This is a genomic window from Corynebacterium sp. NML 150383 (assembly GCF_002285085.1).
Classification (GTDB): domain Bacteria; phylum Actinomycetota; class Actinomycetes; order Mycobacteriales; family Mycobacteriaceae; genus Corynebacterium; species Corynebacterium gottingense.
Genome location: NZ_NSGK01000006.1, coordinates 1 through 15,597, shown reverse-complemented (window position 1 = coordinate 15,597; position 15,597 = coordinate 1). Strand labels below are relative to the sequence as shown.

The 15,597-nt window shown below is 65.8% G+C and carries 13 protein-coding genes; 10 read left to right on the top strand and 3 right to left on the bottom strand.

From position 1 onward, the window contains the following. Nucleotides 1–33 precede the first annotated feature (33 nt). On the bottom strand, nt 34–429 hold the full coding sequence (locus CKJ85_RS07210; RefSeq protein WP_095278143.1) for an oxidoreductase: 396 nt from the start codon (nt 427–429) through the stop codon (nt 34–36). Between the two features lie 161 nt (nt 430–590). On the opposite strand from CKJ85_RS07210, the gene sucB reads away from it, so the two are divergent. The 8 genes from sucB to CKJ85_RS07170 all read left to right on the top strand — a co-directional run bounded on the left by sucB (nt 591) and on the right by CKJ85_RS07170 (nt 11,318). After that, on the top strand, nt 591–2,681 hold the full coding sequence (gene sucB, locus CKJ85_RS07205; protein WP_095553897.1) for a 2-oxoglutarate dehydrogenase, E2 component, dihydrolipoamide succinyltransferase: 2,091 nt from the start codon (nt 591–593) through the stop codon (nt 2,679–2,681). A gap of 175 nt (nt 2,682–2,856) precedes the next feature. Continuing rightward, nucleotides 2,857–5,697 (top strand): aminomethyl-transferring glycine dehydrogenase, encoded by a 2,841-nt coding sequence (gene gcvP, locus CKJ85_RS07200; RefSeq protein ID WP_095553896.1) that lies wholly within the window; start codon nt 2,857–2,859, stop codon nt 5,695–5,697. Between the two features lie 28 nt (nt 5,698–5,725). Further along, nucleotides 5,726–6,814, top strand: a complete 1,089-nt coding sequence (gene gcvT / locus CKJ85_RS07195; RefSeq protein ID WP_095553895.1) for a glycine cleavage system aminomethyltransferase GcvT — start codon at nt 5,726–5,728, stop codon at nt 6,812–6,814. A gap of 1 nt (nt 6,815) precedes the next feature. Next, complete coding sequence (gene gcvH, locus CKJ85_RS07190; protein ID WP_095553894.1) at nt 6,816–7,208, top strand: glycine cleavage system protein GcvH; 393 nt, start codon at nt 6,816–6,818, stop codon at nt 7,206–7,208. 47 nt (nt 7,209–7,255) lie between these two features. After that, nucleotides 7,256–8,044 carry a lipoyl(octanoyl) transferase LipB gene (gene lipB / locus CKJ85_RS07185; RefSeq protein WP_095553893.1) on the top strand — a complete coding sequence of 263 codons (789 nt, stop codon included), beginning with the start codon at nt 7,256–7,258 and terminating at the stop codon, nt 8,042–8,044. 34 nt (nt 8,045–8,078) lie between these two features. Then, a complete protein-coding gene (gene lipA / locus CKJ85_RS07180) occupies nt 8,079–9,122 on the top strand; it encodes a lipoyl synthase (RefSeq protein WP_095553892.1) in 1,044 nt (347 codons plus the stop codon). A 74-nt stretch (nt 9,123–9,196) separates the two neighbouring features. Further along, entirely contained in the window at nt 9,197–9,985 is a 789-nt protein-coding gene (locus tag CKJ85_RS07175) for a DUF4191 domain-containing protein (RefSeq protein ID WP_095534916.1), read from the top strand. A gap of 28 nt (nt 9,986–10,013) precedes the next feature. After that, a complete protein-coding gene (locus CKJ85_RS07170) occupies nt 10,014–11,318 on the top strand; it encodes a threonine/serine exporter ThrE family protein (protein WP_095553891.1) in 1,305 nt (434 codons plus the stop codon). Between the two features lie 30 nt (nt 11,319–11,348). On the opposite strand, the gene CKJ85_RS07165 is transcribed toward CKJ85_RS07170, so the two are convergent. Beyond that, nucleotides 11,349–11,810 carry an RDD family protein gene (locus CKJ85_RS07165; RefSeq protein ID WP_095278163.1) on the bottom strand — a complete coding sequence of 154 codons (462 nt, stop codon included), beginning with the start codon at nt 11,808–11,810 and terminating at the stop codon, nt 11,349–11,351. Nucleotides 11,811–11,926: 116 nt separating this feature from the next. Here CKJ85_RS07165 and glnA point away from each other — a divergent pair, with 116 nt between their 5' ends. Next, a complete protein-coding gene (gene glnA, locus CKJ85_RS07160; protein WP_095278165.1) occupies nt 11,927–13,363 on the top strand; it encodes a type I glutamate--ammonia ligase in 1,437 nt (478 codons plus the stop codon). A gap of 204 nt (nt 13,364–13,567) precedes the next feature. Here glnA and CKJ85_RS11870 read toward each other — a convergent pair whose 3' ends face one another. After that, nucleotides 13,568–13,960: a hypothetical protein gene (locus tag CKJ85_RS11870; protein WP_143340177.1), complete on the bottom strand. Its 393-nt coding sequence runs from the start codon at nt 13,958–13,960 to the stop codon at nt 13,568–13,570. Here CKJ85_RS11870 and CKJ85_RS07155 point away from each other — a divergent pair. After that, nucleotides 13,952–14,818, top strand: coding sequence for a hypothetical protein (locus CKJ85_RS07155; RefSeq protein ID WP_143340176.1), 867 nt, complete (start codon nt 13,952–13,954; stop codon nt 14,816–14,818). The genes CKJ85_RS11870 and CKJ85_RS07155 overlap by 9 nt on opposite strands. Nucleotides 14,819–15,597 lie beyond the last annotated feature (779 nt).

Sequence of the window (15,597 nt, the reverse complement as noted above, 5' to 3'; positions counted from 1 at the left end):
CCGGGGGCGGTGGCGTCGATAAGCGATGAACCCCTAACTGTAGGGGTCCTCGCCGCGCTCGAACTTGGCGCGGCGCTGCCGCTGCTCCTCGCGCTTGCGCAGAATGCGCTCCTGCTCCATCTTCTTGCGCATGCGGTCGGGGTAGCCGGTCTCTTCAACGTCGTAGAGCGAGATGCTCAGCAGTTTGGCCACCTGGTCGATGCCTTTCGGCCCGCCGATGCGGCGGCGGGTGTAGTTGCCCAGCTCATCGACGAGCACGACCGACATTTCGTTGACCATGGTCTCCGGCTCGATGTAGCCCTCGACAAACTTGCGGCCGCGCACCCACTGCTTCAGGTACTCGGCGTCGTCCGGGCGAATTGTTCCGCCTGGCGCGCGCGGGGGTTTGAAGCTGGAGGACTGTTTCCGTTTGCCGAAAAGGTTAAACACGCGCCTTATCTTACGGAACCGGCGCGCGGGCGAGGCGATGCCGCCCGGCTGAGGCCCCCACCGATGGTGCCCCCAAACGCGACGAATACGGGAGAATGCGGGTAGCCTGTTTTCTGTATAGCTTCCGTTACAACCTTGAACTACGAGGAGACTGAGAAAACATGGCGCACTCCGTAGAGATGCCCGAGCTGGGCGAGTCTGTCACCGAAGGCACGATCACCACGTGGCTGAAGGAAGTCGGCGATACCGTCGAGGTAGACGAGCCCCTGCTCGAGGTCTCAACCGATAAGGTCGACACCGAAATTCCGTCTCCAGTCGCCGGCGTCCTCATTGAGGTCAAGGCTGAGGAAGACGACACCGTCGAGGTCGGCGAGGTCATCGCCATCATCGGCGAGGAGGGCGAGGAAGCCGCTGGCTCCGCCGACTCCGCCGACAAGGCCGAGGAAAAGGACGAGGCCGCAGAGGAAAAGCCGGCTGAGAAGCAGGAAGCCAAGACCGCACCGAAGGCATCCGGCTCCGCGACCGACGTCGAGATGCCGGAGCTCGGCGAGTCCGTCACCGAGGGAACCATCACCACCTGGCTCAAGGAGGTCGGCGACGAAGTCGAGGTCGACGAGCCGCTGCTCGAGGTCTCCACCGACAAGGTCGACACCGAAATCCCGTCCCCGGTCGCCGGCACTCTGGTTGAGGTCCTGGCCGATGAGGACGACACCGTCGAGGTCGGCGAGGTCATCGCCCGCATCGGCGACGCAGACGCTGCTGCCGCTGGCGCGGACGACGCAGCCGACGAGACCGAAGCCGAGGAAGAGGCTCCGGCCAACGCAGAGGAGCCGAAGCAGGAAGCTCCGAAGCAGGAGAAGAAGTCCTCCGGCTCGGGCGCTGGCACCAAGATTGAGATGCCGGAGCTCGGCGAGTCCGTCACCGAGGGCACCATCACCACCTGGCTCAAGGAGGTCGGCGACGAGGTCGAGGTCGACGAGCCGCTGCTCGAGGTCTCCACCGACAAGGTCGACACCGAGATCCCGTCCCCGGTCGCCGGCACCCTGCTGGAGATCCTGGCTGAAGAGGACGACACCGTCGAGGTCGGCGGCGCCATCGCCGTTGTCGGCGACGCAGACGCCGCTGCCGCTGGCGCGGACGACGCAGCCGACGAGGCTGAGGAAGAGGCTCCGGCCAAGGCAGAGGAGCCGAAGGAGGAAGCTCCGAAGGCTGCCCCGAAGCAGGAGGCCCCCAAGAAGGAGGCCCCGAAGGCGGGCGCTTCCGAGAAGCTGGCAAACCGCGGTGGCGACGTCCCGTACGTCACCCCGCTGGTGCGCAAGCTGGCCGACAAGCACGGCGTTGACCTCAGCACCGTTGAGGGCACCGGCGTTGGAGGCCGCATCCGCAAGCAGGACGTGCTGGCTGCTGCTAACGGCGAGGCCGCAGCTGACAAGGGCGCTTCCGCAGCTGACAAGGGCGCGGCCGAGAAGCCGGCCGCCAAGGGCGCTCGCGCAAACTGGTCCACCAAGTCCGTTGACCCGGAGAAGCAGAAGCTCATCGGCACCACGCAGAAGGTCAACCGCATCCGCGAGATCACCGCTGCGAAGATGGTCGAGTCCCTGCAGACCACCGCCCAGCTCACCCACGTGCAGGAGGTCGACGTCACCCGCGTCGCAGAGCTGCGCAAGAAGGTCAAGCCGGCCTTCGTGGAGAAGCACGGCACGAACATCACCTACCTTGCATTCTTCATCAAGGCGACGGCCGAGGCGCTGGTCTCCCACCCGAACGTCAACGCGTCCTACAACGCGGAGACCAAGGAGATCACCTACCACTCCGACGTCAACATCGGCATTGCTGTGGACACCCCGCAGGGCCTGCTCGTGCCGGTGATCAAGAAGGCGCAGGACATGGACCTCGCCGAGATTGCCAAGGCCATCAAGGACCTCGCCGAGCGCGCCCGCAACAAGAAGCTGCGCCCGGACGACCTGACCGGTGCCACCTTCACGGTGACCAACATCGGCTCCGAGGGCGCTATGCTGGACACCCCGATCCTCACCCCGCCGCAGGCCGGCATCCTGGGCACGGCGACGATTGAGAAGCGCCCGGTCATTGTCACCGAGGACGGCATCGACTCCATCGCGATCCGCCAGATGTGCTACCTGCCGTTCAGCTACGACCACCAGCTGGTCGACGGCGCAGACGCAGGTCGCTTCATTACCACGATCAAGGACCGCATCGAGGTCGGCGACTTCGAGGCAGACCTCGCCCTGTAGTTTCGCCGACTGATCCGGCGCTGGATCAACGGCACAGCGACACAGCGGCCCGGTCCCCCACGAACGGGGGCCGGGCCGCTGTGTGCGTTCTGGGACTCCCCCACAGTTCGAGTCGCCTAAGGCCCAGACCGTATACTGACAGTGTTTGGCACCACTTTCGACCAAGGAGCACCTGTTGGATTACATCTCCCGTCATATTGGCCCCGACCAGAGCGAGCAGCGGCACATGCTGGACGCGCTGGGTTACGAGTCGCTGGACGCCCTGATCAGTGCGGCGGTGCCGAAGGGCATCCTCGCTGACGGGCCGCTGCAGCTGCCGCAGGCGCTCACGGAGTACGAGGCGCAGGACCGCCTGCGCGAGATCGCAAGCCAGAACACCGTGCTCAAGGCCTTCTACGGCCAGGGCTACAACTCCACGCTCACCCCGCCAGTGATCCGCCGCGGCGTGATCGAGGACGCCGGGTGGTACACCGCCTACACCCCGTACCAGCCGGAAATCTCCCAGGGACGCCTGGAGGCGCTGCTCAACTTCCAGACCATGGTGCAGGACCTCACCGGCCTGGACATTGCCAACGCTTCGCTGCTGGACGAGGCCTCCGCCGCCGCCGAGGCCGTCGGCCTCATGTCGCGCGCGGTGCGCAAGGGACGCAGGGTGCTTCTCGACGCCCGCCTGCACCCCCAGGTCATCACCGTCGCCAGCGAGCGCGCCCGCGCCATCGACCTTGAGGTCGAGGTCGCGGACCTGTCGCAGGGCGTCGTCGGCGAAGACCTCGTCGGCGCCGTGCTGGCCTACCCGGGCACCGAGGGCGACATCGCGGACCCTCGCCCCGTCATCGAGGCGATCCACGAGCGCGGCGGCCTGGTCACCGTCGACGCCGACATCCTCGCCTTGACCGTCCTGGAGTCGCCTGGCGAGCTCGGCGCGGACATCGCGATCGGCTCCACCCAGCGCTTCGGCGTCCCGCTGTTCTACGGCGGCCCGCACGCTGCCTTCATGGCGGTGCCGGAGAAGCTCAAGCGCCAGCTGCCGGGCCGCCTGGTCGGCGTGTCCAAGGACGCCGAGGGCTTTCCCGCCTACCGCCTCGCACTGCAGACGCGCGAGCAGCACATCCGTCGCGAGCGCGCCACCTCCAACATTTGCACCGCCCAGGCGCTGCTGGCTGTGGCGGCCTCCATGTACGCGGTCTATCACGGCCCCGCCGGCCTGACCGAGATCGCGCGCACCGTCCACGACTTCGCCGCGCACTTCGCCGCAGGTGTGGAGGTCGCCGGCGCGCGCGTCAAGCACGCGCACTTCTTCGACACGGTGGCGGTTGAGGTGTCGGACGCGCAGGGGGTCGTCGATAAGCTTGCCCAGGCCGGCTACCTCGTGCGCTCCATCGACGCGACCACCGTGGGCGTGTCCTTCGGCGAGGACACCTCCGAGGCCGACCTTGCGGCACTCCTCGACGCGTTCGGCGCCACCGCGCCAAAGGACGCCGAACCGCGCCTGCCCGAGGCGCTGGAACGCCGTACCGAGTTCCTCACCCACGAGACCTTCAACGCGATCCACTCCGAGACGCAAATGATGCGCTACATCCGCACCCTCGGCGACAAGGACCTCGCGCTGGACCGCACGATGATCCCGCTCGGCTCCTGCACGATGAAGCTCAACCCCACCGCTGGCCTGGAGACCATCACCTGGCCAGAATTCGCCAACGTGCACCCCTTCACCCCGGCCGAATACACGAAGGGCTGGGCCACGCTTATCGACGACCTGCGCACCTGGCTCATCAGCATCACCGGCTACGCCGAGGTGTCCCTGCAGCCCAACTCGGGCGCGACCGGCGAGCTCGCCGGCCTGCTCGCGATCCGCCGCTACCACGTGGCAAACGGCGACACCGAGCGCGACATCTGCTTGATCCCGGCGTCGGCGCACGGGACGAACGCGGCGTCGGCAAGCCTGGCCAACCTGCGAGTCGTGGTGATCAAGACCGCCGACGACGGCTCGATCGACCTGAACGACCTCGACGCGCAGCTGGAGAAGCACGGCGAGCACGTCGCCGCCATCATGCTCACCTACCCGTCGACCCACGGCGTGTACGAGGACACCGTGCGCACCGTGGCCGACAAGGTCCACGCGGCCGGCGGCCAGGTCTACATCGACGGCGCAAACATGAACGCGCTCACCGGCATCGCGCGCCCCGGCGACTTCGGCGGCGACGTCAGCCACCTCAACCTGCACAAGACCTTCACCATCCCTCACGGTGGCGGCGGCCCGGGCGTGGGCCCCATCGGTGTGGGCGAACACCTCATCCCCTTCCTGCCCGGTGACGCGAACGTCTCGCTTGAGCAGGCCTCGGCGCCCGTGCCTGGCGACGCCGGCGTGCCCGTCTCCGCGAGCCTCTACGGCTCCGCGGGCGTGCTGCAGATTTCCTGGGCCTACATCGCCATGAGCGGCGCCGACGGACTGAAGTCCGCCACCCAGCACGCCGTGCTCGGCGCCAACTACCTCGCTCACCAGCTCAACGAGTACTTCCCGGTGCTCTACACCGGCGACAACGGCATGGTGGGCCACGAGTGCATCCTGGACCTGCGCGAGCTGACCGACAAGTCCGGAGTGACCGCAGCGGACGTGGCGAAACGCCTGGTGGACTACGGCTTCCACGCGCCGACGCTGTCCTTCCCGGTCGCTGGCACCCTCATGGTCGAGCCGACCGAATCCGAGGACCTGGCCGAGCTGGACCGCTTCGTCGAGGCGATGCGCTCCATCCACGGCGAGATCCAGGAGATCATCGACGGCCGCGTCGCCTACGAATCCTCCGTGCTGCACCACGCGCCGTTTACCGCCCACTCCGTGGTGCGCTCCGACTGGCCGTACGAGTTCAGCCGCGAGCAGGCGGCCTACCCGGTCGACCGGCTCGTGCACGCGAAGTACTTCCCGCCGGTGCGCCGCATCGACGAGGCGTACGGCGACCGCAACCTCGTCTGTGCATGCCCGCCGCCGGAAGCCTTTGGCATCAACACCGGCGAATAGTCCCCTCCCACTGAAAGCGAGAACCCTCATGGCTACCTCTCCCCTGCACGCAGCCCACGAGAAGCTGGGCGCCACGTTTACCGATTTCGGCGGCTGGAACATGCCGCTGAAGTACGGCAACGAGCTCGACGAGCACCGCGCGGTGCGCAGCGCCGTCGGCATCTTCGACCTCTCCCACATGGGCGAGATCGACGTCAAGGGCCCCGACGCCGCCGCGTTTTTGGACTACGCCCTGATTTCCAACATGTCCATCCTGAAGGTGGGCAAGGCGAAGTACTCCATGATCGTCGCCGAGGACGGCGGCATCCTGGACGACCTGATCACCTACAAGATGGCCGACGACCACTTCATGGTCGTGCCCAACGCTGCCAATACCGCCACCGTGTGGGCCGCATTTGAAGCGCGCAAGGGCGACTTCGACGTTGAGCTGCGCAACGACTCCGAGGCCTTGGCACTCGTCGCGGTCCAGGGCCCGAATGCGCTCAAGGTCCTCGAGCCTTTGCTCAGCGACGACGCCGACACACTCGCCTACTACTCCGGTGCCTGGATGACCCTGCACCCGGCAGGCGGCGGGTCCGTCGAGGTGTTCGTCGCCCGCACCGGCTACACCGGCGAGGACGGCTTCGAGCTGTTCTGCGCCAACACGGACGCCCAGGCGGTGTGGGACGCCGTGATCGGTTCCGGCACCCCGTGCGGGCTCGCCTCGCGCGACTCGCTGCGCCTCGAAGCATCGATGCCGCTTTACGGCCACGAGCTCACCACCAACATCACCCCGGTCGAGGCCGGGATGGGCCGCGCCTTTGCCAAGAAGGAAGCGGACTTTGTGGGCAAGGACGCGCTGACTGGCCGCGAGCCGTCTGTAGTCATCGCCGGTCTGACCTCCGAGCAGCGCCGCGCCGCGCGCGAGGGCGCGGAGGTGTTCCTGCCGGGCGCGGAGGAACGCATCGGTGTGGTCACCTCCGGCCAGCCTTCGCCGACGCTGGGCTACCCTGTTGCTCTGGCGCACATCGCGCCCGAGCACGCAGAGGTTGGCACGGCTGTGGAAATTGACATCCGTGGACGTCGCTATCCGTTTACTATCGTAGAGACCCCGTTTTACTCCCGAAAGGACGCCTAACATGGCACTGAAGAAGGACTTCTACTACTCCGAGGACCACGAGTGGATCAACGCCACCCCGGACACCGCCGTCGGCGCCACCGTGCGCGTGGGTATTACCAACGTGGCCGCTGATCGCCTGGGCGAGATCGTCTTCGCCGAGCTGCCGCAGGTGGGCGACACCGTCACCGCCGGCGAGCACTGCGGTGAGGTCGAGTCCACCAAGTCCGTCTCCGACCTGTTTTCCCCGGTCACCGGCACCGTGACCGCCGTCAACGAGGACATCGACGGCGCGTACGAGGCCATCAACAATGACCCGTACGGCGACGGCTGGCTCTTCGAGGTCGAGGTCGAGTCCGTCGGCGAGCTTATGACCGCCGACGAGTACGCCGCAGAGAACGGCGTCGAGGGCTAAACAGGGCTAAACACCCACCACTTCACGCGGGGCTAGAATGCGAAAGCATGACTGCCCCGCGTGACCCATTTTTCCCCGCCGACAAATCCATCCGCGCCGACGCCGCCACCCCGCTCGAGGTGCGCGAGCTCGGCGTCGTGCCGTACCAGGAGGCGTGGGACCTGCAGGCGGAGCTCGCGGCGAAGCGCGCCGCGGGCGAGGTCGGCGACACCGTGCTCGTCCTCGAGCACCCCTCCACATTCACTGCGGGCAAGCGCACGCAGCCCGAGGACATGCCCGACGCCGACTACCCCGTCCCCGTGGTCAACGTGGACCGCGGCGGGCGCATCACGTGGCACGGCGAGGGCCAGCTGGTGGTCTACCCCATCATCAAACTCGCCGAGCCCGTCGACGTGGTCGACTACGTCCGCCGCCTGGAGGAGGCGCTCATTGAGACGGTCCGCGAGGCGGGCGTGACCACCGCCGGCCGCATCGACGGGCGCTCCGGCGTCTGGGTCCCCCACACCACGCGCGCCGCCGACCCGTCGGCACCGACCCGCGACCGCAAGATCGCGGCCCTAGGAATCCGCATCACCCGCGGCGTCACCATGCACGGGCTGAGCCTCAACTGCGACAACACGCTCGCCCACTACGCGCACATCGTCGCCTGCGGCATTGACGACGCCGACGTGACCACCATGAGTCTGGAGTTGGGGAGGGACACGCGGGCGTCGGCAATCGCCCCAAGGCTTCTCCACCACCTCGACCGCGCGCTGTCCGGCGAGCTCACGGTGGCAAACCACACCTTCGCCTCGGCGCCGGACCCCACGAAGGGGCTGAAGAAGCGACCGCGGTAACGCAGTGCTTGACACGTCCGTTAACGTAGGGGGCGTGACTGTAGCACCAGAAGGCCGAAAGCTCCTCCGAATCGAAAAGCGCAACGCGGAGACTCCGATCGAGTCGAAACCGCGCTGGATCCGCAACCAGGTCAAAACGGGACCTGAGTACGAGGACATGAAACAGAAGGTGAAGGGCGCAGGCCTGCACACCGTGTGCCAGGAAGCCGGCTGCCCCAACATCCACGAATGCTGGGAATCCCGCGAGGCGACCTTCCTCATCGGCGGCTCCCGCTGCTCCCGCCGCTGCGATTTCTGCGACATCGCCTCCGGCAAGCCCGACCCGCTGGACCGCGACGAGCCGCGCCGCGTAGCCGAAGAGGTCCGCGGCATGAACCTCAACTACTCCACCATCACCGGCGTGACCCGCGACGACCTTGAGGATGAAGGCGCGTGGCTCTACGCCGAGGTCGTGCGCAAGATCCACGAGCTTAACCCGCACACCGGTGTGGAGAACCTCACCCCGGACTTCTCCGGCAAGCCGGACCTGCTCCAGGAGGTCTTCGAGGCCCGCCCCGAGGTTTTCGCGCACAACGTGGAGACCGTGCCGCGCATCTTCAAGCGCATCCGCCCCGCGTTCCGCTACGACCGTTCGCTGGACGTGATCCGTCAGGCGCGCGACTTCGGGCTGATTACCAAGTCCAACCTCATCCTCGGCATGGGCGAGACCCGCGAGGAAATCCTCGAGGCCTTGCAGGACCTGCACGATGCCGGCACCGACATCATCACGATCACCCAGTACCTGCGCCCCGGCCCGACCTACCACCCGATCGACCGCTGGGTGAAGCCGGAGGAGTTCATCGAATACCGCGACGCCGCCTACGACATGGGCTTCGCCGCCGTCATGTCCGGCCCGCTCGTGCGCTCCTCCTACCGCGCCGGCAAGCTCTACGTCCAGGCGATGGAGCACCACGGCCGCGAGCTGCCGGAGAACCTCAAGCACCTCAAGGAGACCTCACAGGGCGAAACGACGCAGGAGGCATCGACCCTGCTGAAGAAGTACGGCCCGTCGCAGGACCACCCCGTGGTCACTCGCTAAGCACTGCTTCACGCCCGCCTCACCCGCGGGCGTTTCTTTTTGCTTGCCCGGGGCGTGCCATTAACATTGGCGACATGGCGAAGCAGGATGACAAGGCCGCAGCGAAGGCCGCGAAGAAGGAAGAGCGCGCCGCGAAGCGCGCGAAGAGCAAGCAGACGCGCAGCCAGGTGTGGCAGGCGTTCAAGATGCAAAAGGAGCGCGACAAGGCGCTCATCCCCATCATGCTGGGTTCGGTGCTCGGCGTGGGCCTGCTGTTCTTCCTCATCGGCCTGCTCTGGAGCGGCGAGTGGTTCATGCTGGTCATCGGCCTGCTGCTTGGTGCTGTGCTGGCGATGTGGCTGTTCTCCCGCCGCCTGGAAAAGTCCATGTACGACGAGGTCGGCGACACCCCGGGTGCCGCAGGCTGGACCCTGGAAAACATGCGCAACACCATGGGCATCGTCTGGCTGACCAAGAACGGCGTCCAGGCCAACACTCACATGGACACCATCCACCGCGTCGTGGGCAACCCCGGCGTCGTGCTGGTTGGAGAGGGCAACCCGAACCGCCTCAAGCCGATGATGGCGAAGGAACACAAGCGCGTCGACCGCCTCCTGGCGGGCGTGCCGATCCACGAGGTCTACGCCGGCGACGGCGAGGACCAGGTTCCCGTTCGTGACCTGCAGAAGCACCTGCTGAAGCTGCCGAAAAACTACAAGAAGGACGAGGTCTACTCCCTCAACGCCAAGCTCGAGGCGATGGACACCCGCAAAGGCCCCGGCCAGGTCGCCGGCATGCCGGGCGGCCCAATGCCGCGTCAGGCACAGAACATGGCGGGCATGAACCGCCGCATGCGCCGCATGCAGCAGCGCAAGGGTAAGTAGAGCGACCGGGCGGCTACCGGAGACGACGATGCGAATCGACCACACGCACCACGGCAGCGACGAGCACTTCGGCATGGGCGTAGAGGCCAGCACGGCGCTGCGCTTCGGCTCAATGCTGCTGACCTCCGGCGCGCCCGCCTACCGAGTCATCCGCGCCGTGAAGCGGTGCGCCCGCGCGCTCGGCTTCGACCACGCGGACGTCATCGTCGGGCTCGACACGCTCACCTGCACGTTCCACCGCGGCGAGCGGTTCCGCACCCTCGCCGCCGTGCTCCCGGTCCCCGGCGTGAACGCCTCGCGCATCGAGGCGCTGGAAAACTTTAGCCGCCACGAACTGCACCACTACGCCACCGCCGAGGAAGTCAACGCGCTTCTCGACGACATCGAGCACATCCACGCCCCTCGCTGGAGCCCCCTCGTGGCGTCGCTCGCCGCGGGCCTGGCGTGTGGCGGGTTCGCGATCCTCAACCGCTTCTCCCTGCTCACCGCAGTGCTGGTGGTGATCGCCGCGGGCGTCGGCCAGTTCGTGCGCCAGCGCCTGGCGCACAAGCGCTTCCTCCAGCTCGGCGTGGTGATGATCGCCGGCGCCGTCTCCACCATCCTCTTCCTGCTGTTGTCGCTCCTCGTGCCGGGCGCGGACACGCAGCTCTCCGCCGGCTTCGTCGCCGCGATCCTCTACCTCATCCCCGGCTTCCCGCTGTTCGTGGCGCTCAATGACCTGTCGCGCTTCGACTTCAGCGCCGGCATCCCCCGGCTGTTCTACGCGCTCGAAGTGATCGTGGCCATGATGCTCACCGTCGCCGTGATCGCCATGATCACCAATGCTCCCCCGCCGCCGCACATCGCCGCGGAGCCGGAGCTCGGGTTCTACCTCGCCGCAGCCGTCGCCAGCTTCTTTAGTATCGGCGGCTTTGCCATCATCTTCAACGCCTCACGGCGCATGGCGCTCCTCGCCGCGACGCTCGGCACGGTCGCTAACATCCTGCGGCTCGTCCTCCTCCACGCCGACATGCGGTACTTCCTCGCGTGCTTCCTCGGCACGCTCACCATCGGCATTCTCGGCCGCTGGCTCGGCCAGCACTTCCACGTCCCGCGCTCCACGGTCACCATCCCCGCGACCGTCGTGATGATCCCCGGCACCACGATCTACGCCGCAATGCAGGAGCTGACCAGCGGCGACGTCACCGGCGGCATCAGCGCCACCACCGAGGTTGTCCTCGCGGTGCTCTTCCTCTCCGGCGGGCTTACCGTCGCCCGCCTCATCACGGACCGCAATTGGGCGTTCCAGCACCACATCGACTTCCGCGAAAACCTCGGCGGCACGCCGGGCTAGTCGCTTATCGACGCCCCCACTTCCCCCTTCTCAGCCGCGGATCACCGTCGTGTTCGTCGCCCGGTCGTGCATGCCGCGGCCGTCCGCATCCACGATCGCGGCCGGGAACACGAACCCGGTCAGGACGGTGCGCAGCGCGGCGCGCCAGAGGCCGACGGGCTCGGTGGCGTCGACACGCGCGACGCCCATGCCCAGCATGGCCATCCCGGGCGTGCGGGCCATGAGCCAACCAGTGAGGATGCCCAGGACGATCCAGATGAGATAGGTCAGTGTGGCGGTGTCCCCCAGCGCATCCGTGGTGGCGGTAATCAGCGTCGCGATCGCCCACGCGAGGACCCAGTCGATGAGGACGCCGCCCGCGCGCCGCATTACCGACGCCTGCGAGCCCGGCCCCTCCGCCGGCAGCCCCAACGTCTGCCCTGGGTACTCCGGTGTGCCGCCGAACTGGTTCGGCATTTCCGGGCCTTCGCGCCAACTCTTCGATCCTGCCATGGTGACCAAGCCTAGCCGCGCCGCGCGAGCCACGAAAATGGGCGGGGTCCGCGACCGTGGCAGGGCATTCGACTAAACTTAGTGTGGTTCACATTGTCGCCGTAAGGAGATAGCACGTGTCTTTCGAAAATATCGAGGACGTAACAAAATTCATCAAGGACGAGGAAGTCGAATTCGTCGACGTCAGGTTCACCGACGTTCCCGGCCGCGAACACCACTTCTCCATCCCGGCGTCCATGTTTGATGAGGATGTCATGGAGGAGGGCCTCGCATTCGACGGCTCCTCCATCCGCGGCTTCACCACCATTGAAGAGTCGGACATGACGCTCATGCCGGACCTGGCCACCGCGAAGCTGGACCAGTTCCGCGAGGCGAAGACCCTGAACGTGAAGTTCTTTGTCAACGACCCGTTCACCCACGAGGCCTTCTCACGTGACCCGCGTAACGTGGCGCGCAAGGCGGAGGACTACTTGGCGTCGACAGGCATTGCGGACACCTGCAGCTTCGGTGCCGAGGCCGAGTTCTACCTCTTCGACTCCATCCGCTACGAGGCCGAGGGCCACCGCGCGTTCTACGAGATCGACGCGGAAGAGGGCTGGTGGAACCGCGGCAAGGAATCCGACGCCGACGGCAACCCGAACCTGGGCTACAAGAACCGCTACAAGGGCGGCTACTTCCCGGTCCCGCCGTACGACAAGACCGTCGACGTGCGCGACGCGATGGTCCGCAACCTCGATCAGGCCGGCTTCCACATCGAGCGTTTCCACCGCGAGGTGGGCAACGGCGGCCAGCAGGAGATCAACTACCGCTTCAACACCCTGCTGCACGCGGCCGATGACCTGCAAGACTTCAAGTACATTGTGAAGAACACGGCGACCCAGTTTGGCAAGACGGCGACGTTCATGCCGAAGCCGCTGGCCGGCGACAATGGTTCGGGCATGCACGCCCACCAGTCGCTGTGGAAGGACGGCGAGCCGCTGTTCTACGACGAGTCCGGCTACGGCGGCCTGTCCGACCTGGCACGCTGGTACATCGGGGGCATCCTCGAGCACGCCGGCGCCGTGCTCGCGTTTACCAACCCGACGCTGAACTCCTACCACCGCCTGGTCCCGGGCTTCGAGGCGCCGATCAACCTGGTGTACTCGCAGCGCAACCGCTCCGCCGCGATCCGCATCCCGATCACCGGCACCAACCCGAAGGCGAAGCGCATTGAGTTCCGCGCGCCGGACCCGTCGGGCAACCCCTACTTCGGCTTCGCCGCGATGATGATGGCGGGTATCGACGGCATCAAGAACCGCATCGAGCCGCACGCCCCGGTGGACAAGGACCTCTACGAGCTTCCGCCGGAGGAGGCGAAGGAGATCCCGCAGGCACCGACCTCGCTCGAGGCCTCGCTCGCCGCCCTGGAGGCGGACCACGACTTCCTCACCGAAGGTGACGTCTTCACCGACGACCTGATCCAGACCTACCTCACGCTCAAGCGCGAGGACGAGATCGCGCCGGCCCAGCTGCGCCCGACGCCGCTCGAGTTCGAAATGTACTTCGACTGCTAGCTCGCGCGGGACTTTTGCGTTTCTGACCTGCTGGTATTTGTGAAACCGGCCTGTAAAGCCCCAGCCCCCGGAATCTGTGCAAGGTTTCGGGGGTTTGGGCGTTTTTGGCGCCGGTTTTGGTACCCGATCTGGGACGAACCGGCTGATTTTCACCACCCGCCCAGCACTTCGAGACCGTCGCCCTGACGGGCTACGGTCTTGGTCTTAAGCGGCCGTGTGGCCTGGTGCAGGTGGCGCGTTGGGTCCGGCCAATTCGGTAAAGTCCACCGCCTGCTTTTTGCCTGGTGGACGCCCGCCTGGTCCTGGCGTGGTGGGGCCCTGATTGTCGCGCTGGCGTTTCATGCTGTTGATAACCAGACGAACGTTCGCAACCACCACCGCCAGTGCCGTACGAAGTGCTACGCCTGTAAAGCCCCGCATTCCTTTCTTTGTCCTGTCGCCAAGACCAATGCCGGACTCGGCTTTGACAATGGCGTTGGCTCCCTCGTTCCTGGCCCGGTAGACCTTGTACAGCGCCTTGTGTTCGGCTACGCGGACCGTGGCCTGACACTGGCCGAGTCCAGCGACGAGTTGTACGCCGACCGGCGCGTGATTCAAGAAGCCTACCGCGCGGCAATTCCGGTGTTCACCCGCGCGCTGGCCGATATGTGGGTGGACGCACGCACCGACGCGCTCGCTGCTGCGGACCCGGACGCGGACGAGGAGGAACTAATCGACGAGGCCCGGCTGCAACTGGCGGCACTGGCCGGTATCGAGTGCATTGCAGAGTCGGTATCCGACAGCGCGGTCGACGTGGCCGGTGACTGGCTTGACAAATACAACGCCGAGTTGGCCGTGTTGCCTGATTCGCGCAAGGCCGCGTACCAGCCGCTGCGTGAAATGGCGATTCACCCAAGCCACGAACCGTTGACCAAGCCCGCGAACCGGACGGTGCCCCAGGGTACGACGGACAAGGACAACAACCTGGTCCCGTTCACCCGCTACGCCGACCACCTGCTTGCAACAGCCGACGGTACGGCCCCGTTTGACCTCAACGAGTGGGAGGCCCACCTCGTTGCCACCGAAGCCACACGCAGCGGTGCTGTTGGTTGGTACCGCAACCCGTCGCGCGCCAGCGCGGAGGCGTCGACTGCGGTGTACTACGATGGCACGGCGCAGCGGTGGCGCAACATGCAGCCGGACTTCATCTTCTTCCGCGAAGTGGGTGATACGGTTCGTCCCTCGATTATCGACCCCCACGGACACCACCTGGGCGACGCGCTCGACAAACTGCGCGCACTGTCCAACTACGCAGCCGAGTTCGGAGACCAGTTCGTGCAGATTCTCGCTGTATCCGGCAAGGACGTTGACTCGCTGCGATCCGTGGACCTCAAGAACCCCGACGTCCGCGCGGTGATTGACAAGGCCGAGACCGCCGCCGAGGTCTACGAGCAAGAAGGGCGTGCGTACAAGTAACACGCGGGAAAACCGGGCCGGGTTTGTCGGGAATGGGGTTTGAACCAACGTCACTGCGGGCGCCCACCTGGTTCTGCAAACAGCCCCCCACTAGCTAGGCACCTAGCTACTCGGGATAGACCGCCGCCCCGACGCTCACACCTTGAGTGCCGGGGCGGCGGTCATTGTCTCATTTGCCTTTAGTTGTCCAGTGGGTAGACCTGGTGTTTGGGGTCGTACCACAACACCCTAAACAAATCGTCTGACCTAAACCCCCACAACCGGGTCTCATTAGATAGCCGGAATCGAAATATTCGTTCCTCGGCTTCTGGCAACTGCCTGATACGCGCTTGGGCAGCTTTACCGATGGTAGACACAGCATGATCATGATTTCGGGCGCGTTTTTTCTTCCCAGACATGACCGTCTCGGCTAGGCATTCTTTCCAAGTTTTCTTGGAAACAGTGTCTAGAAAGGTAAGCAGTTCCTTTGCCTCCTTTGAACTTAGCTCCCAACGACACCCTTCAATTCCTGAATTGTCATCTAGCTCGCTCATGTTATGTCCATAGAGTTTTTGGACAAGGAGTCCAATGACTTTTTGGACACGGAATCCATGGAGTTCTTGGACAGTTTCTAGCGGGTCATATTTGTGGTCTGCGTTTCGGTCGGGGCTTAGCGAGTTTCGGGTTCATCCGTGGCGGCTTGCGGTGCTTCATTCCTTCAACGAGGTTGATGTTGATCTGCCCGCCTGGTGGCCTGTGGCTCAGTGTGACTGGCAGTGGCACGCTGAAGAGGAATTCAC